The organism is Paralimibaculum aggregatum, assembly GCF_030270585.1.
Classification (GTDB): domain Bacteria; phylum Pseudomonadota; class Alphaproteobacteria; order Rhodobacterales; family Rhodobacteraceae; genus Thermohalobaculum; species Thermohalobaculum aggregatum.
In genome coordinates this window covers 120,028-138,006 of sequence record NZ_BSYI01000004.1, presented here as the reverse complement: position 1 = coordinate 138,006, position 17,979 = coordinate 120,028, and the positions used below count along the sequence as shown (strand labels likewise).

Here is a 17,979-nt window from a genome sequence, read left to right as displayed (position 1 = left end):
CCTGCCGCTCAGTTGATCAGCGCGTCGACATAGAGCTCTTCGGCGCGGATCTGGTTGGCGCCGTACCAGTCCCAGCTGTAGGTGATCTGGGTGGCGCGGTTCTCCGGGCTCGAGGGGTTGTAGGGCCTGAGACCCTCCGGCACCGCCGAGGACGCCTCCGGGTTGGCCGGGCCGTTGCCCATCATCTCGAGCAGCACCACCTGGCCCGCCGGCTCCTGGCTGAAGCGGATGAACTTCATCGCCGCCTCGCTGCCGGCCGGGTTGTTCTTCGGCACCACCCAGACGCCGGGGGCGAGGGTCGCGTTGAACTTCATGTCGAAGCTGCCCGCCGGCATCTCGTTGAGCAGGAGCTGGCCGCGGGTGTTCCAGATGCAGCCCATCGAGACCTCCTCCTGCAGGAAGAGCTGCTGGCTCGCGGAGCCCGAGCTCCAGACGATCACGTGGTCGCGGATCGAGCGGAACTTCTCGATCGCCGCCGCCAGCCCCTCCTCGGTGCCGAGGAAGGCATAGACCTCCTCCGGCGCGATCCCCATCGCCATCGCCGCGGGCTCCAGCATGCCGCGCACGCTCTTGCGGAAGGTGCGCTTGCCGGGGAACTTCTCGGTGTCGAAGAACTCCGCCCAGTCGGCCGGCGCCTTGCCGCCGGTCAGCATCGGGTTCCAGGCCATCACGTAGCTGTAGTAGTAGTTGGTCACGCCGTGGCTGAAGGCGAAGCCCTCGAGCACCTTGCTCTTGTCGACGATGGAATAGTCGATCTCCTGCGTCACGCCCTGGTCGCGCAGGATCAGCGAGGAGCCGGCGCCGCTGTCGCAGACATCCCAGACCACCGCGCCGGCCTCGACCTGGGCGCGGATCTTGCCGGCCGAGGGGCCGGAGCCGTCGACCACAACGGGAATGCCGCTCTCGGCCTCGAAGGCGGTGCCCCAGGCGGCCATCACCGCGTCGATCGCGGCGCCGCCCCAGTTGCACACGATGATCTCGCTGGCCGCGGCGAAGGCCTTGTTGCCGAGCGCCGGGGCGACGCCGATCGCCGCCAGCGCGGTGAGGAAGCCGCGCCGGTCGATGCGGCCGCTGCGGAACTTCTCCAGCGCGATCTCGCCGAGGTCGCGGCGAAACTCGTCGTCGTCGGTCGCGGGCATCGGCCCGGTGAACCTGCTTCTGTCGGTCATGGTTGCTGTCTCCCTGTTGATTGCCGGCCGGTTCGGGTCTTCGGGTGTGGTCAGGCGTCGTCGAGCAGGATCGGCGCGTCGTCGTCCCAGCCGAACGAGATCGGCTGGCCCTGGCGCAGCTCGACCTGCGATTTCCAGGTCGGGCAGGAGACCAGGACGCGGCCGAGCGCCTCGTTCTCCACGATCACCTGGCTGCGCTCGCCGAGATAGCTGTGCTGGCGGATGGTGCCGGAGAAGCGCTCGCTGCCGCAGGGGCCGAGGCGCACCCGCTCGGGCCGCAGCGCCACCCGCGCCGTGCGTCCCGCGGCCGGCGCCGCGGCGCCGTTGCGCTGCTGCACCTGCATCTCCACCTCGCCGGCGGTGCAGGTGACCTGTCCCGCGCCGGCGCCCCGCACCGTCACCTCGAAGAAGTTGCTCTTGCCGAGGAAGTCGGCGACGAAGCTGGTCCGCGGATGGGCATAGAGCTCGTCCGGCTCGCCGATCTGCTGGATCCTGCCCGATTCCAGGATCACGATGCGGTCGGACATCGACAGCGCCTCCTCCTGGTCATGGGTCACGTAGATGAAGGTGACGCCGATCTTGCGGTGCAGGTCCTTCAGCTCCCATTGCAGATCGGCCCGCAGCTTCTTGTCGAGCGCCGAGAGCGGCTCGTCGAGCAGCAGCACCTTCGGGTGGAACGAGAGCGCCCGCGCCAGTGCCACGCGCTGCTGCTGTCCGCCCGAAAGCTGCGAGGGCATGCGCTCGGCATAGTCCTCCATCTGCACCAGCGCGAGGCATTCCTTCACGCGCCGGTCGATATCGGCGCGGCTCCATTTGCGGATCTTCAGCGGGAAGGCGATGTTCTTCGCCACCGTCATGGTGGGAAACAGCGCATAGCCCTGGAACACCATGCCGAAGTCGCGCTTGTCCGGCGGCATCTGGGTGATCTCGGTGCCGCCGAGGGTGAGGCTGCCGGCATCGAGCTCGGTGAAGCCGGCGATCGCGGTGAGCAGCGTCGTCTTGCCCGAGCCGGAGGGGCCGAGCAGGGTCAGGAACTCCCCGTCGCCGATCTCGAGCGAGACGCCGTCGAGCGCGCGCACCTCCCCGTATCGCTTGGTGGCCTCGCGCACATGCAGCAGCGGCTGGATCGGCATCTCGGACATTGCCCCTCACGGTTCTGCGTCTGCGCCAGAGGGTCGGGCATGGGGGCGAATGATTGAAATAAAAGATTGCCCCAAGCCTATAATCAGAAGTTATTCGGAGGCTGTCGGGCGGGGCAGGGCGGGAGCGAAAGCGGCGCGGCGCCGCCGGGGCGGCGCGGCAGGGCATGGCCGGCGGCGGCAGGGCTCAGAGGCCGAGCTCCTCGAGCCCCGGGTAGTCGTCCGGCCGGCGGCCGAGGGTCCAGTGCATCCGCCGCTCGCCTTCCGAGATCGCGAGATCGTTGATGCTGGCGAGCCGCCGGCGCATCAGGCCGTTCGCCGCGAACTCCCAGTTCTCGTTGCCATAGGAGCGGAACCACTGGCCGCCGGCATCGTGCCACTCATAGGCGAAGCGCACCGCGATGCGGTTGCCGCGGAACGCCCAGAGCCCCTTGATCAGCCGGTAATCGTGCTCGCGCTGCCACTTGCGGGTGAGGAAGGCCTCGATCTCGGCGCGCCCGCGGGGGAACTCGTGGCGGTTCCGCCAAATGCTGTCGGGGGTATAGGCGAGCGCGACGCGGGCCGGGTTGCGGCTGTTCCAGCCATCCTCGGCGAGGCGCACCTTGAGGGCCGCGCCCTCCTCGGTGAAGGGCGGCAGCGGCGGGCGGGTTTCGGTCTCGGTGGCGACGGCATCCATGGGGGCGTTTCCTTCCTTCGGCTGGGCCGGACTGGGCTGATCTGGGCTGGTCTGGGTGTGGGACAGGGCGGCACGGGGCCGGTGCAGAGAGGGGCCGGTGCAGAGAGGGGCCGGCGCGGAGAGGGAACGCGCCGGCCCCGGCGGCTCAGGCCGCGTCGGCGCGGACCACCGGGAAGTCGATCTCGGTCTGCGCCACGTTGTTGAGGTAGTTGGTGAAGCTGTTCTCGGCGACCAGCGCCACGATCTCCACGATCTCGGCCTCGGAGAAGCCGGCGGCCTTCACCGCGGCGAGCTCGGCATCGGAGACCTGGCCGCGCCGCGCCGCGACCGAGCGGGCGAAGCGCACCGCCGCCGCGGCCTTCGGATCGCTGGCACCGCCGGAAAGCGCGAGGGCGGCCTCCTCCGGCGAGATCTTGGCGAGGTTGACCGCCAGATAGGTGTGGGCCGAGACGCAGTAGTCGCAGCCGTTGATGGCGGCGACGCCGATGGCGATGCGCTCGCGGGTCTTGACGTCGAGGGTCTTCGAGAGGGTGCCGGACTGGCCGAGCAGCGCCTCCAGCGCCTTCGGGCTCAGCGCCGCGACGCGGAACAGGTTCGGCACCGTGCCGAGGGCCTTGAAGACGCCGTCGAGCAGCGGCTGCGAGGCGGCGGGGGCGTCGTCGCGGGTCGGGGTGGTGAGGCGGGGCATTGCAGTCTCCATCGGTTTGGGTTGGTCGGTGCAGAAGAAATACGCCCTGCCGCCATCTGGAATAAGCCGGAGATATCGGTAAGCTTCCTCCCGGAAAGCGGGAGGACAGGAATGGACCGGCTCGGCGCGATGGAAGTCCTGCTGGCGGCGGTGGAGGCCGGCAGCCTCTCGGCCGCGGGGCGCCGGCTCGGCATCCCGCTCGCCACCGTCAGCCGGCGGGTGGCGGATCTCGAGGCGCATCTCGGCAGCCGGCTGCTGATCCGCTCGACCCGGCGGCTGACGCTCACCGAGGCGGGCACCGCCTATGTCGAGGCGGCGCGCCGCATCCTCGAGGCGGTCGGCGAGGCGGAGCGCATGGCGGCGGGCGAATACAGCACGCCCCGCGGCGAGCTGCTGGTGGCGGCGCCGGTGGTCTTCGGCCGGCTGCACGTGCTGCCGGTGATCGGCGCCTTCCTCGCGCAGTTCCCGGAGATTGACGTCCGGCTGATGCTGTCGGACCGCAACAGCCACCTGACCGACGAGCATATCGACGTCGCGGTGCGGATCGGGCGGCTGCCGGACAGCGCGGTGCGCGCGACCCGGGTGGGCGAGGTCTGCCGCATCGCCTGCGCCAGCCCGGCCTATCTCGCGGCCCGCGGGCGGCCGCAGGTTCCGGCCGATCTCGCGCGGCTCACCTGCGTCACCTTCGACGTGCTCGGCGCGCCGGGCGAGTGGCGGTTTCCGGGCCTCGGCGGCGGGCGCGAGGCGGCGGTGGCGATCCGCTCGCGGCTCTCGGTCAACACCGCGGAGGCGGCGGTCGATGCGGCGCTCGCCGGGGTCGGCGTCACGCGGGTGCTGTCCTACCAGGCGGCGGCGCATCTCGAGGCCGGGCGCCTCGAGCGTGTGCTGGTGGCCTACGAGCCCGAGCCGATGCCGGTCTCGGTGCTGCATGCCGGCCAGGGGCTGCTGCCGCGCAAGACCCGCAGCTTCATCGACTTCGCGGTGCCGCGGCTGCGGGCGGAGCTGGCCCGGCTCGCCGCCGCGGGCTGAGCCGCCTCAGAGCTTCATGCGGGCGCTGGCGGGGTCGTAGAGCGGCGCGAGGGTGACCTCGGCCGGCACCCGTTCGGTCGCCACCACCAGCTCGTAGCGGCCGGCCTCGATCCAGGCATCGTCGACGCCCGCGTCGCGGCGCAGATAGCCATAGCCGATCGGCCGGTTCACCGTGTAGCCGAAGCCGGCGCTGCGCAGATAGCCGACGGCCTCGCCGTCGCGCAGCACCGTCTCGCGGCCGAGCAGCACGACATCCGGGTCCGCCACGGTGAAGCCGGCGAGCTTCTTCGCCAGCGGCGTGTTCGCCGCCTTCTCCGCCGCCGCGCGCCCGATGAAATCGATGTCGCGGCCGAGCTTCACCGCCCAGCCGAGCCCGGCCTCGAAGGGCGTGTCGTTGGGGGTGATGTCGGCGCCCCAGGCGCGGTAGCCCTTCTCGAGCCGCAGCGACTCGATCGCCCGGTAGCCGCAGGGGCGGAGGCCATGCGGCGCGCCGGCCTCGATCAGCGCGTCGAACACCTCCCCGGTCGCCTCGAGCGGGATGTGCAGCTCCCAGCCGAGCTCGCCGACATAGGAGACCCGCAGCGCCCGCACCGGATGCCCGGCGATCGCCACCTCCCTCACATGGCCGAAGGGCAGGGCGGTGTTGGAGACATCCGCCGCCGTCACCGCGGCGAGGATGTCGCGCGCCCGCGGCCCCATCAGCGAGAGCGTGCCGAAGCGCTCGGTGACATCCGTGAGCACCGCCGCGCCTTCCGGCATGTGGTCGCGGATCCAGGCGCCGTCATGGGTGCGGAAGCCGGTGCCGGTGACGATGTAGAAGAGATCCTCGGCGAGCCGCGCCACGGTGAGGTCGCATTCGATGCCGCCGCGGCTGTTGAGCATCTGGGTATAGGTCAGCCGCCCCGGCGCGCGGGTCACGTGGTTGGCGCAGATCCGGTCGAGCGCCGCCGCCGCGCCCGGCCCGGAGAGCTCGAACTTGGCGAAGGAGGACTGGTCGAAGAGCCCGGCCGCCTCGCGCACCGCATGGTGCTCGGCGGCGACATGCTCGAACCAGTTCTGCCGGCCCATCGAGGGGATGTCGCGCGGCTCGACGCCCTCGGGGGCGAACCAGTTGGGCCGCTCCCAGCCGAGCTTGGAGCCGAACACCGCGCGCCGCGCCTTCAGCCGCGCATAGAGCGGCGAGACGATGCGCGGGCGGCCGCTCTCCGCCTCGGCATGGGGGAAGCCGATGGCGTAGTGCTTGCCATAGGCCTCCAGCGTGCGGTCGGCGACCCATTGCCGGTCGCGGTGCAGATCGGAGAAGCGCCGGATGTCCACGGTCCAGAGATCCAGCGGCGCCTCGTCGTGCATCACCCAGTCGGCCAGCGCCCAGCCGGCGCCGCCGCCCGAGGCGATGCCGAAGGCGTTGAACCCCGCGCCGACATAGAGGTTGGCGCATTCCGGGCCGCGGCCGAGGATGAAGTTGCCGTCCGGCGTGAAGCTCTCCGGCCCGTTGATCATCTGCTTGACGCCGGTCTCGGCGAGCACCGGCACGCGCGCCACCGCCTGCTCGAGATGCTGCTCGAAATGGTCCCAGTCGTCCGGGAAGAGCTGGAACTGGAAATCCGCCGGCACGTCGTCCAGCGTCCAGCATTGCGGGTCGGGCTCGTAGCCGCCCATGCTGAGCCCGCCGACCTCCTCCTTGAAATAGGTGCGCCGGTCCGGGTCGCGCACGGTGGGCGCGTCCGGCGCGAGGCCGGGGATCGCCTCGGTGATGATGTACTGGTGCCTGACCGGCTGCAGCGGCACCGAGACCCCGGCCATCGCCCCGAGCTGGCGGGTCCACTGCCCGGCGCAGGCCACCACCTTCTCGCAGCCGACCGTGCCTTGGTCGGTGATCACCCCGGTGATCCGGTCGCCGTCCATCGCGAAGCCGGTGACGCGCACGCCCTCGCGGATCGTCACCCCGTGCATCCGCGCGCCCTTGGCCAGCGAGAGCGTGATGTCGGAGGGGCTGGCCTGCCCGTCGGTCGGCAGGTAGCTGGCGCCGACGAGATCGCCGGTCTCCATCAGCGGCCAGATCTCCCGGACCTCGGCGGGCGAGAGCAGGTGCATCTCCATGCCGAAGGAGCGCGCGGTGGTGGCGAGGCGCTTGTACTCGATCCAGCGGTCCTCGTTGCAGGCGAGGCGCAGGCAGCCGCTCATCTTCCAGCCGGTCTCCAGCCCGGTCTCCCGGTCGAGCCGGGTGTAGAGATCCACCGAATAGGCCAGCAGCTGGGTGATGCTGGCCGAGGAGCGGAGCTGCCCGACCAGCCCCGCCGCGTGCCAGGTCGAGCCCGAGGTCAGCTTGCCCTGCTCGAGCAGCAGCACCTCGGCCTTGTGGTCGCGCGCGAGGTGATAGGCGGTGGAACAGCCGATGATGCCGCCGCCGATGACGACGATCTGGGCCTGCTGGGGCAAGGACATGGACTCAGGCCTTTCCGTGGCGTGTGCGGTGGTGGTCGAGGGCTTCGGCGAGGCGGTCGAGGTTCTCCGCGGTATAGGCCTCGTAATCGACGCCGGGCGCGCTCAGATGCAGCTCGGAGACCATCGACCACATCGCCTCGCGCAGCAGCGAGGCGCATTTCATCGCCGAATGCGCCCGGATCAGCTCCGGCCCCGGCGGCGCGCCGAAATAGGCGGTGAGCAGGCGCTGATCCTGCCCGGCGTCGAAACCGGCATTGGAGGCGATGCCGGCGAGGTCGAACATCGCGGTGGAGAAGCCGGCATATTCGAAATCCACCAGCCAGAGGCGGCTGCCGTCGTCGATGAAGTTGGCCGGCAGGAGATCGTTGTGGCCGAAGCGGATCGGCAGCGGCACCTGCTCGCCCTCCAGCGCCTCGGCCAGCGCGACGAACTCGCCGAGCCGCGGCCCGAAACGGCTGCCCCCGGCCTCGAGCGTGCGCGCATAGTCGCGCACCACGTGGAAGGGCCAGAACAGGAACCCGGCGCCGGTGACATGCGCCGGCATCGCCTCGTGGAAGCGCCGCACGAAGCCGGCCAGCCGCTCGAGATTGTCCCGCACCTCGGCCTCGCCATAGGTCACGCCCTCGACGAAGGCGCTGACCATCAGCCCCGGCTCGGCATGGAGCACCGCCGGCGCGAAGCCGGCCGCCGCCGCGGCCCGCGCGGTCATCAGCTCGCGCGCGCGGAAGACATGGTGGAAGGGGTAGTCGTGCCCGAGCCGCACGACGGATTTTCTCCCCGCGTCCTCAACGGTATAGCTCTCGTTGCTGAGCCCGCCCTTCAAGGGCTCCGGCTGCACCGCGCCGCGCCAGATCGGCAAGGCCCTGATGCGGGTTACCGCGTCGCTCATCTGCCCCTCCCTTATCGTTGCAGCCCGAGCCGGGCCCTGGTGCGCGCCGCGCCCGCGGAGATCAGCCGGTCGGCGATGATGGCGATGAAGGCGACCGCCAGCCCGGCGGTGATGCCGCGGCCGGTATCCGCCTTGGTCAGCGCGATATAGACCTCCTGGCCGAGATCGCGGGTGCCCACCAGCGCGGTGATCACCAGCATCGAGAGCGCCAGCATGATGGTCTGGTTGAGCCCGAGCATGATCTCGGGCAGCGCCAGCTTCAGCTTGATCTTGGTGAGCAGCTGCCAGGGCGTGCAGCCGGCCACCGTGCCGGCCTCGACGAGCTGCGGATCGACCCGGGCGAGCCCGTGCGCGGTGTAGCGCACCGCCGGCGCCACCGCATAGGCGATCACCGCCAGCATCGCCGTGAAGTCGCCGACCCGGAACAGCATCACCGCCGGCATCAGGTAGACGAAGGAGGGCAGCGTCTGCAGCGTGTCGATCACCACCTGGATCACCCGGCCGGCGCGCTCGCGCTCGGCCGCGAGGATGCCGAGCGGGATGCCGATCAGCGCCGCGAACATCACCGATATGCCGCAGAGATAGACGGTGATCATCGCCTTCTCCCACTGCCCGGTGGCGGCGATCAGGAAGGCCAGCACCGCGACCGTCAGCGCCAGCCGCCGCCCGCCCAGCGTGTAGCCGAGCAGCCCGAGCAGGCCCACCACCCCCGGCCAGGGCAGGCCCAGCAGGAAGCGCTTGACCGGGATCAGCACGTTCAGCAGCAGCGCGTTCTTGATCGCCTCGAGCTGGTCGAAGAAGTTGACATTGATCCACTTCATCGTCTCGGCCCAGAAGCTGCCGGTGGAGATCTGCAGCGCCGCCGGATAGCTCTCGATCCAGCCGACGACCAGCGCCAGCGGCGCGGTGACGGCGATCAGCACGAGGCTCGCGGCGCTGTAGGGGTGGCGCGCCCAGAGCGGCTGGCGCGCGGCGCCGGGCTCGGCATGCACCGGCTTGCGCGCCGCGGCGGCCTGGCTGAGACGGTCGAGCGCGATGGCCAGCGCGACGATGGCGAAGCCCGCCTCGAGCCCGGTGCCGATGTCGAGCCGCCGGAGCGCCGCCAGCACCTCGTAGCCGAGCCCGCCGGCGCCGATCATCGAGGCGATGATGACCATGTTGAGCGAGAGCATGATGACCTGGTTCACCCCGACCATCAGGTCGGGCTTGGCCGAGGGCACCAGCACCCGCCAGGTCATCTGCCGCCGGGTGCAGCCGATCATCCGGCCGAGATCGCGCACCTCCGAGGGCACCGAGCGCAGCGCCAGCATCGAGACCCGGGTCATCGGCGGCAGCGCGTAGATGATGGTGGCGATCACCGCCGCCGTGGGGCTGAAGCCGAACAGGAACAGGATCGGCACCAGATAGGCGAAGATCGGGATGGTCTGCATCAGGTCGAGCAGCGGCGTGATCGCCGCCTCGAACCAGCGCCAGCGATGGCCGAGAATGCCCAGCAGCAGCCCGCCCATCACCCCGATCGGCACCGCGATCAGGATCGAGGCGAGGGTCACCATCGCGTTCTCCCACTGCCCGAAGACCGCGAGGAACAGGAAGCAGCCCGCGGTGATCATCGCCAGCCGCAGCCCGCCGGCGGCATGGCCGAGCAGCCCGACGATGCCGATCACCGCGAGCCAGGGCAGCGGCGGCACCACCTGCACCGCGTCGGAGCCCTGTCCGCGCAGGAAGCCGGTGGAGAGCAGGCTCAGCGCGATGCGATAGGGCACGTCGATCACGTCGGCGATGAAGCGGGTGAGATCGGTGAAGCTGAACAGGCCGAAGCTCGCCTCCTCGAGCAGCCATTTCATGAAATCGCCGATCCAGCGCTTGACCGGGATCTCCCAGCCGCGGGGATAGTCGAAGGCCCAGTCGGCGACCGGCTCGCCCCATTGCCAGAGGATCACGAAGGCGAGCGCCGCCACCGCCCAGGCGGCGCGCAGGCTGTGCCGCGGGCTGACGGGTTCCGGCGCCGGGCGGGGCAGGGCGTCGGCCATCTCAGCCCCGCATCATCACGTCGACCACCGCCTCGCGGCGGATCAGGCCCACCGGGGCGCCCGAGCCGTCGAGCACGCGCAGCCGCTCGGCGCCCTCGGAGAGCAGCGGCGCGATCTCGGCCACGGTGGCGCTGGCGGCGACATCCGCGGTGCCCTCGGGCAGCGTCTCGGCATCCAGCGGCGCCATCAGCGAGCGCGCCTTCAGCACCTTGGCGCGGACCACGTTGCGGGTGAACTCGGCCACGTAGTCGCTCGCCGGGTTCATCACGAGATCCTCCGGCGTGCCGATCTGCACCACGCGGCCGTCCTTCATGATGGCGATGCGGTCGGCGAGCCGGATCGCCTCGTCGAAATCATGGGTGATGAAGACGATGGTCTTCTTCAGGATCGCCTGCAGGCGCAGGAACTCGTCCTGCATCTCGCGGCGGATCAGCGGATCGAGCGCCGAGAACGGCTCGTCGAGGAACCAGAGCTCGGGGTCGCCGGCCAGCGAGCGCGCGATGCCGACCCGCTGCTGCTGGCCGCCGGAAAGCTCGCGCGGGAAGAAGCCCTCGCGCCCGGCGAGGCCGACCAGGTCGACCACCTCGCGGGCCCGCGCCTCGCGCTCGGCCCGGGCGACGCCGCGCACCTCGAGCGGGAAGGCGACATTGCCGAGCACGGTCAGATGCGGCAGCAGCGCGAAATGCTGGAACACCATCCCCATGCGGTGGCGGCGGATCTCGATCATCCGGTCGGGCCGCGCCGCCAGCAGGTTCTCGCCGTTGAACAGGATCTCCCCCGCCGTCGGCTCGATCAGCCGCGACATGCAGCGCACCAGGGTCGACTTGCCGGAGCCCGAGAGCCCCATGATGACGAAGCATTCGCCCTCGCGCACCGCCAGCGAGACATCCTGCACCGCGCCGACGAGGCCGGCGGCGCGGATCGCCTCGAGCCCCGGCGCCGCCGTCTGCCCGGCGAGGAAGCCCTGCGCCTCCGGCCCGAACAGCTTCCAGACATTGCGGCATTCGAGCGTGACGGCGGTGTCCGCGGGGGCGGGAGTGTCGGGCATGGGCCGGATCCTGGCGTGTGGGACGGTCTGGCAGGCACGAATGCGGGCAGACGCGGGCAGACGGGGCAAAACGCGGGCAAGCGGGGGCGCGCAGGGGCGCCCCCGGCCGTCATCGTCGCGCCGCGGTCACTGGATCCAGGCGGACCAGCGATCCTCGTTGGCCGCCATCCACTCGGCGACCACCTCGTCGATCGGGCGGCCGTCGAGATCGACCGCGGTGATCATCGCGCCCATCTCGTCGTTGTTCACGGTGAAGGCGGTGATCGCGGCATGGGCGCCCGGCCACTTGTCCTTCAGCCCGGCCCAGGCGACCTTCCAGATCGGCCCGCGCGGCTTGGCGCAGTCATAGGCCATGTCGGGGTTCGAGCCCCAGGACGGGTCGTTGTAGCACTCCGCCGTATAGGGCGGGAATTCGACCCATTCGCCCTCGAACTTGGCCGGCGCCCAGTGCGGCGCATAGACCCAGAGCAGAATCGGCGCCTCGCGCTGATAGGCGCTCTCGAGCTCGGCGAAGAGCGCCGCATCGGTGCCGGCATGGACCACCTCGAAGGGCAGGTCCAGCGCCTCGGCGCGCTCGTCGTCGAAGCCGCCCCAGGTCACCGGGCCGCCCAGATAACGCCCGTTCGGCGAGGTCTCGGCGGTGGCGAAGGCCTCGGCGCAGTCCTTCTCCAGCAGCGCCTTCCAGTCCGGCAGGCCGGGGCATTTCTCCTTCATGTAGAGCGGATACCACCACTCCTCGATGGCCTGCATGCCGGTCTCGCCGAGATTCTCGACCTTGCCGGTGGCGGTCGCCTCGTCCATCGCGTCGCGGCCGGTGGTCTCCCACATCTCCATGGCGACGTGCAGGTCGCCGGTCTTCAGCCCGGCGAACTGGGCGATGTAGTCGGCCTGCACATAGTCGATGTTGTAGCCCGCCTTCTTCAGCACCTCGCCCATGATCTGGGTGGTGATGAGCTGGCCGGTCCAGTCATGCAGCGTGAGCTTGATCGGGTCCCGCGACTCGACCTCTGCTGCCGCCGGCAGCGCGGCGATGCCGACGCCCAGCGCCAGCGCGGCGCCGATCAGCGCCCGTCCGGTTGGTGGGGTGATCTTGGTCATACCTGTCTCCCTGTGGTGCCCTGTCGGCAGCGCCGCTTGCTGCGGCTTGGTGATCGCCAAGTCTGCGGGCAGCGCCGCGGCGCTGTCAATCGCGTTTGTGGCGATCTTGCCGGAATCGCACAGAATGCTGTGGCATATCCTGAGAAATCCGCCTAATGTTTTGGCAGTTTTCCGCTAGACAACATGATACCCACATGAATGCCACAGATCGACAACGCGCGATCCGCGAAGCCGTCAACCGTCTGGGCTCGGCGCGGATCAGCGCGCTGGCAACGGATCTCGGCGTCTCGCTCGAGACCATCCGGCGCGACATCCGCCCGCTTGTCGAGCATGGCGACCTGACCAAGACGCATGGCGCGGTGTTCGCCGCGCAGCACGCCCGCGAGGCGCCCTTCGAGCGGCGGATGCGCGAGAACGCCGGCGCCAAGCGGGCGATCGCCCGGCACATGGCGGCGAGCATCGCCGACGGCGACAGCGTGATGATGGACACCGGCACCACCACCAGCGTGCTCGCGCGCGAGCTGCTCGGCAAGCGCGGGCTGATCATCGTCACCAACTCCTCCGACGTGGCGCGCACGCTGGCGACGGTGAACGGCAACAAGGTGTTCATGGCGGGGGGCGAGCTGCACGGCGACGACGGCGCGGCCTTCGGGCGCTCCACCATCGACTTCGTGGAGAATTTCAAGACCCGCCACGCGATCATCTCGATCGGCGCGATGGATGCCGAGACCGGGCCGATGGACTATCGCCTGGCGGAGGCCGAGTTCGCCCGCACCGTGCTGCGCTGCGGCGAGCGGCGCGCCATCATCACCGACCACACCAAGTTTGCCCGCAAGGCGCTGGTCAGGGTCTGCGGCTTCGGCGATTTCGACCTGCTGGTCTGCGACCGGGCGCCGCCGGAGGATCTCGCCGAGCGGCTGCGCGCGGCCGGCACCGCGGTCGCCATCGCCGGCTGAGGCCCGGTTCGGGGCGTCTCGTTCCGGTATGGCTTCGGTGTGGGATCGGTGTGGGATCGGCATGGCATCGGCGCCGGGCGGCCCGCCTTCGGCGGCAGCACCGTCCGCCCGGAACCGCCGCGGAGTGCAGGGCCGCCCCGAACCGTCGGGAGGCGCAGGGCCGCCCCGAACCGCCGCCGAGAACCCGCCGCCCGAACTCTCGCACATCCGGCAGGACCGTCCGCACGGAACCTCCGTTCCGAACCCGCTGGCGGAACTTTCGTACATCCGGCAAGACCGTCCGCATGCAACCTCCGGCCCGAACGTTCGCTGCGAACCTCCGGTCCGAACCCGCCGCCCGAACATTCGTACATCCGGCAAGAACGTCCGCACGGAACCTCCGTTCCGAACCCGCCGCCCGAACATTCGTACTTCCGGCAAGTCCGTCCGCACGGAACCTCCGGTCCGAACCTGCCGACGGAACTTTCGTGCATCCGGCAGGACCGTCCGCGCGGAACTTCCGGCCGAAGGTTCGTTGCGAAGATCCCGCCAGAAGGTCCGCGGAGGACTGTCCTTCCGGCCATCCGGGCCGGCCGTCCCGCCGGGGCCTTCGCCGCGCCCCCCGGCCGGACCCTCCGGGCCGGGCCGGGCCGGTGCTCCGGATCTCGGGGCGGGCCTTCGGCGGGGCGGGGCGCTTCGCGCTGCGGCCCGGAACGCAAGAGGGCGCCGCCGGCGGCAACCGGCGGCGCCCCGCGTGTCATGCCTCCGGGCTCAGTCGGCGAGTTCGAGCGACACCTGGTCGAGCACCGCGGTGCAGCCGGCCGAGATCGCCGCGCCCTGGTCCTTCAGGCAGGCAAAGATCCGCCCCTCGCCGACCGCGACGCCGGCGCAATGGGTGCGGATGTCCTCGCCGCATTCCTGCGTCACGTGCCGGACCCGCTCGAAGAACAGGTCGAGCAGGTCGGCCATCTCGGCGACGGTGGCGTCGCATTCGTCGGAGAGCTGGTCCTCATGGGCATAGAGGCAGGCCACCAGCCGGCCGTCGCCGGGCTCGACATCCATGCAGTGGTTCTCGATGTCGCCGGAGCAGGCGCCGATCACGTCGGCCGCCAGCGCCTCTGGGCCAGCCAGCGAGAGGCCGAGCCCGAGGGCCGCGGCGGTGAGGGCGGAAATGCGTGCCATGGGTGCTGTCTCCTCTCGGCTCACGGGGTCACGACGACGTAGACGGTGGCGCCGTTCTGCACCACCGGGCGGTAATAGACCCCGCCGCAGTAGTGGTAGCCGCCGCGCAGCACGCAGCCGCCCGGGAGCGAGTGGATGTAGGCCTGGCGCCGCGAGGTGCGCCGCGAGGTGCGCCGGGCGGTGCGGCGCGAGACCGCCCGCACGGTCTGCGCCGCGGCGGGGGCGGCGCCGAAGCCGATCAGGGCCGGGGCGCCGTGGCCGGCGGAGCCGCTGGTCCCGACCATCGGGGTGAGGCCGAGGCCGAGGGCCAGGGCGAACCCGGCGCCGGCCAGCCGGGCAATGGTTGCAAGTCGCATGATGTCCTCCTCTGTCGCTGCTGCCCGGCCCCTGCCGGGCCGGGGTCCTGTGGCCCCCCGGCGGGAGCCGGAGCCGGGATCACTCCGCGATCGGCGAGATCTTGCTGCCCTCGATGCTGGCGCCGGCGAACAGCCCCTTCTGATCGACGAAGAAGACATAGATGCCCTCCTTCACCGAGCTGCTCGAGAGCCGGTCGGCAAAGCCCTTGTCGGCCACGGTGACGTCCGGACCGACGCCGACCTCCCAGCCATCGGTCTTGCGCACGAAGTCGAGCGCCTTGTCGTCCATCAGGAACATCACGTAGCCATAGGCCGAGATCCCGGCCTGCAGGCCGATCGAGGCGGCGGCGCTCTGGTAGTAGCCGAGCGTCTTGCCCCTGGCGCGCAGCACGCCCTCGCCGCCCGAGGCGCCGATGATGAAGCCGCCCTTGACGATGCTCGGGAAGATCAGCACGCCGGCCGCATCGTCGATCATCTTCTGGGTGACCGGGGCGGAGGCCTTCAGCGTCTCGAGCGTGGCATCGGCCTTGCGCTCGAGCTCCTCGGCGCTGGCGGCGCGCGCATCTCCGCCGGCGGCAGCGAGGCCAAGGACGCCAAGGGCGCAGATGGCAGAGAGAATCAGGCGTCTGGAAAGCATGTGGGTCTCCTCGCGGTTGATGCGCGGACCGCCCGGCGGACAGGCCGGGGCGGGCCGGCTGCGGGGCGACTATCACCGTTTCCGGTCGCTACCGCAACACCGGAGGTTGTCGAGCCCCGCGGCCGGTCCACCGCCGCCCGATCGCGGTGCGGAGCCCCAGATCCGGGCCCTCGGATCCGGGCCCTCAGATCCGGACGTTGCGCAGCCGCAGCGCGTTGCCGATCACCGAGACCGAGGAGAGGCTCATCGCGAGCGCCGCCAGCATCGGGCTCAGCAGCACCCCGAACACCGGGTAGAGCAGCCCCGCCGCCACCGGCACGCCGGCGATGTTGTAGGCGAAGGCGAAGGCGAGGTTCTGGCGGATGTTGCGCAGCGTCGCCGCGGCCAGGCGGCGCGCCCTGAGGATGCCGCGCAGATCCCCCGAGGCGAGCGTGACATGCGCGCTCTCCACCGCGACATCGGCGCCGCTGCCGAGCGCGATGCCGATATCCGCCGCCGCCAGCGCCGGGGCGTCGTTGACCCCGTCGCCGGCCATCGCCACCCGGTGGCCCTCGGCGCGGAACCGCGCGATCAGCGCCGCCTTGTCGGCGGGGCTCTGCCCGGCATGGACCTCCTCGATCCCGAGCCCGCGGGCGACCGCCGCCGCGGTGCGCGGGCTGTCGCCGGTGGCCATGACGATGCGCAGGCCGGCCGCGCGAAGCCCCGCCAGCGCCTCGGGGGTGGTCTCGCGCACCGGGTCGGAGACCGCGATCAGCCCGGCAAGCCGGCCATCGGCCGCGAGCAGCACCACCGTGCGCCCCTCGGCCTCGAGCGCCGCCTGGCGCTCCGCCGCCGCCTCGGTCGCGATGCCAAGCTCGGCGAGGAAGCCGGCGCTGCCGAGCGCGAGCCGGGCGCCCGCGACGGTGCCCTCGACACCCTTTCCGGTGACGGCGGCAAAGCCCTCGGCCTCCGGCACCGAAACGCCGTCCGCTTCCGCGGCGGCCATCACCGCCTCCGCCAGCGGGTGCTCGGAGCCGCGCTCCAGCGCCGCCGCGAGGCGCAGCACCGCCGCCCGGTCATGGCCGTCGAAGGCCGCGAGATCGGTCAGCCGCGGCCGGCCCTCGGTGAGCGTCCCGGTCTTGTCCAGCACCAGCAGATCCGCGCCGGCCAGCCGCTCCAGCGCCTCGGCATCGCGCACCAGCACGCCGGCCTGCGCGCCGCGGCCGGTGGCCACCATGATCGACATCGGCGTCGCGAGGCCGAGCGCGCAGGGGCAGGCGATGATCAGCACGCTGACCGCCGCGACCACCGCATGGCCGAGCGCCGGCGCCGGCCCGAACGTCATCCAGGCGGCGAAGGCGAGCACCGCCACCGCCACCACCGCCGGGACGAAGACGCCCGCCGCACGGTCGGCCAGCCGCTGGATCGGCGCGCGGCTGCGCTGCGCCGCGGCAACCATCGCGACGATGCGCGCGAGCACGGTGTCGGCGCCGACGGCGCGGGCCTCCATCACGAAGCCGCCGGTGCGGTTGAGGGTGCCGCCGGTCACCCGGTCGCCCGGCGCCTTCGGCACCGGCAGCGGCTCGCCGGTGAGCATGCTCTCGTCGACCGCGGAGCCGCCCTCGGCAACCACGCCGTCCACCGGCACCGCCTCGCCGGGGCGCACCCGCAGCCGGTCGCCGGCCCGGACCTCGGCCAGCGGCACGTCGGCCTCGCCGGCCGCGGTGATCCGCCGCGCCGTCTTCGGCGCGAGATCGAGCAGCGCGCGGATCGCATCGCCGGTGCGCTCGCGGGCGGCGAGCTCCATCACCTGGCCGACCAGCACCAGCACGAGGATCACCGCCGCCGCCTCGAAATAGACCGGCGGCCGCCCGCCCTCGCCGAGCGCGGCGGGGAACAGGCCGGGCGCCAGCAGGCTGGCCATGCTGAAGGCCCAGGCGGCGGCGGTGCCGAGCGTGATCAGCGTCCACATGTTGGGGCTGCGGTTCGCCACCGAGGCCCAGCCGCGGACGAAGACCGGCTTCGCGATCCAGAGCACCGGGGTGGCCAGCGCCGCCTGCAGCCAGACGAAGGCGTCGGGCCCCAGCCAGGCGGCGAAGGGCAGGCCGAGATGGTGCCCCATCTCGAGCAGGAACACCGCCCCGGCCAGCGGCGCGCCGAGCATCACCCGGCGGCGGAAGTCTAGAAGCTCGGGGTTCGGCCCGGCATCCGCCGTCGGCACCATGGGCTCGAGCGCCATGCCGCAGATCGGGCAGTCGCCCGGCGCGTCGCGGACGATCTCGGGGTCCATCGGGCAGGTGTACTGCGTGCCCGCGGGGGCCGGCTCGGGGGCCGGGGCGTCGCCGAGGAAGCGCTCCGGATCGGCCTCGAAGCGCTGCCTGCAGCCCTCGGAGCAGAAATAGACGCGCTCGGTGCCGTGGCGGCCGAGATGGCGCGCGGTGGCGCGGTCCACCGTCATGCCGCAGACCGGGTCGGTGGCCGAGACATGCGCCTCCGGCGCGGCGGCGAAGCGTTCGCGGCAACCCTCGCGGCAGAAGTGGAAGACGCGGCCGGCGTGCTCGTGGGTCGGCTTGCCAGCGGCGGGGTCGACGGTCATGCCGCAGACCGGGTCGCGGATCACCTGCGGCTCGGCCTCGGTATCGGTGGATGCATGCATGGCGGCTCTCCTCTCGGAGCGGG

The 17,979-nt window shown here is 71.4% G+C and carries 15 protein-coding genes; 2 read left to right on the top strand and 13 right to left on the bottom strand.

The genetic code is table 11. The annotated features are described in order from the left end of the window. Positions 1 to 8 precede the first annotated feature (8 nt). From QSJ97_RS03800 to QSJ97_RS03785, 4 genes are all read right to left on the bottom strand, one after another. On the bottom strand, positions 9 to 1,169 hold the full coding sequence (locus QSJ97_RS03800; protein WP_285670227.1) for an ABC transporter substrate-binding protein: 1,161 nt from the start codon (positions 1,167 to 1,169) through the stop codon (positions 9 to 11). 50 nt (positions 1,170 to 1,219) lie between these two features. Then, a complete protein-coding gene (locus QSJ97_RS03795) occupies positions 1,220 to 2,311 on the bottom strand; it encodes an ABC transporter ATP-binding protein (RefSeq protein ID WP_285670226.1) in 1,092 nt (363 codons plus the stop codon). 184 nt (positions 2,312 to 2,495) lie between these two features. Further along, complete coding sequence (locus tag QSJ97_RS03790) at positions 2,496 to 2,984, bottom strand: nuclear transport factor 2 family protein (protein WP_285670225.1); 489 nt, start codon at positions 2,982 to 2,984, stop codon at positions 2,496 to 2,498. A 145-nt stretch (positions 2,985 to 3,129) separates the two neighbouring features. Continuing rightward, complete coding sequence (locus QSJ97_RS03785) at positions 3,130 to 3,672, bottom strand: carboxymuconolactone decarboxylase family protein (RefSeq protein WP_285670224.1); 543 nt, start codon at positions 3,670 to 3,672, stop codon at positions 3,130 to 3,132. A 111-nt stretch (positions 3,673 to 3,783) separates the two neighbouring features. Here QSJ97_RS03785 and QSJ97_RS03780 point away from each other — a divergent pair, with 111 nt between their 5' ends. Further along, on the top strand, positions 3,784 to 4,701 hold the full coding sequence (locus QSJ97_RS03780) for a LysR family transcriptional regulator (RefSeq protein ID WP_285670223.1): 918 nt from the start codon (positions 3,784 to 3,786) through the stop codon (positions 4,699 to 4,701). Between the two features lie 6 nt (positions 4,702 to 4,707). Here the strand turns inward: QSJ97_RS03780 and QSJ97_RS03775 are convergent, their stop codons facing one another. From QSJ97_RS03775 to QSJ97_RS03755, 5 genes are all read right to left on the bottom strand, one after another. After that, on the bottom strand, positions 4,708 to 7,146 hold the full coding sequence (locus tag QSJ97_RS03775) for a GcvT family protein (RefSeq protein ID WP_285670222.1): 2,439 nt from the start codon (positions 7,144 to 7,146) through the stop codon (positions 4,708 to 4,710). A 4-nt stretch (positions 7,147 to 7,150) separates the two neighbouring features. After that, positions 7,151 to 8,035: a phosphotransferase family protein gene (locus QSJ97_RS03770; protein ID WP_285670221.1), complete on the bottom strand. Its 885-nt coding sequence runs from the start codon at positions 8,033 to 8,035 to the stop codon at positions 7,151 to 7,153. An 11-nt stretch (positions 8,036 to 8,046) separates the two neighbouring features. Further along, complete coding sequence (locus tag QSJ97_RS03765; protein ID WP_285670220.1) at positions 8,047 to 10,065, bottom strand: ABC transporter permease; 2,019 nt, start codon at positions 10,063 to 10,065, stop codon at positions 8,047 to 8,049. Between the two features lies 1 nt (position 10,066). Next, positions 10,067 to 11,113 (bottom strand): quaternary amine ABC transporter ATP-binding protein, encoded by a 1,047-nt coding sequence (locus QSJ97_RS03760; protein ID WP_285670219.1) that lies wholly within the window; start codon positions 11,111 to 11,113, stop codon positions 10,067 to 10,069. Between the two features lie 126 nt (positions 11,114 to 11,239). After that, positions 11,240 to 12,211: an ABC transporter substrate-binding protein gene (locus tag QSJ97_RS03755; RefSeq protein ID WP_285670218.1), complete on the bottom strand. Its 972-nt coding sequence runs from the start codon at positions 12,209 to 12,211 to the stop codon at positions 11,240 to 11,242. A gap of 194 nt (positions 12,212 to 12,405) precedes the next feature. Between QSJ97_RS03755 and QSJ97_RS03750 the strand changes: the two genes are divergently transcribed. Then, positions 12,406 to 13,167 (top strand): DeoR/GlpR family DNA-binding transcription regulator, encoded by a 762-nt coding sequence (locus tag QSJ97_RS03750; protein ID WP_285670217.1) that lies wholly within the window; start codon positions 12,406 to 12,408, stop codon positions 13,165 to 13,167. 750 nt (positions 13,168 to 13,917) lie between these two features. On the opposite strand, the gene QSJ97_RS03745 is transcribed toward QSJ97_RS03750, so the two are convergent. The 4 genes from QSJ97_RS03745 to QSJ97_RS03730 form a co-directional block, all read right to left on the bottom strand. Further along, on the bottom strand, positions 13,918 to 14,328 hold the full coding sequence (locus QSJ97_RS03745; RefSeq protein ID WP_285670216.1) for a cysteine rich repeat-containing protein: 411 nt from the start codon (positions 14,326 to 14,328) through the stop codon (positions 13,918 to 13,920). Positions 14,329 to 14,348: 20 nt separating this feature from the next. Next, entirely contained in the window at positions 14,349 to 14,684 is a 336-nt protein-coding gene (locus QSJ97_RS03740) for a hypothetical protein (RefSeq protein ID WP_285670214.1), read from the bottom strand. A gap of 79 nt (positions 14,685 to 14,763) precedes the next feature. Then, a complete protein-coding gene (locus QSJ97_RS03735) occupies positions 14,764 to 15,321 on the bottom strand; it encodes a lipid-binding SYLF domain-containing protein (RefSeq protein ID WP_285670213.1) in 558 nt (185 codons plus the stop codon). Positions 15,322 to 15,505: 184 nt separating this feature from the next. Continuing rightward, the gene (locus QSJ97_RS03730; protein WP_285670212.1) at positions 15,506 to 17,956 is read right to left on the bottom strand and encodes a heavy metal translocating P-type ATPase; all 2,451 of its coding nucleotides are present in this window, start codon (positions 17,954 to 17,956) and stop codon (positions 15,506 to 15,508) included. Positions 17,957 to 17,979: the final 23 nt, after the last annotated feature.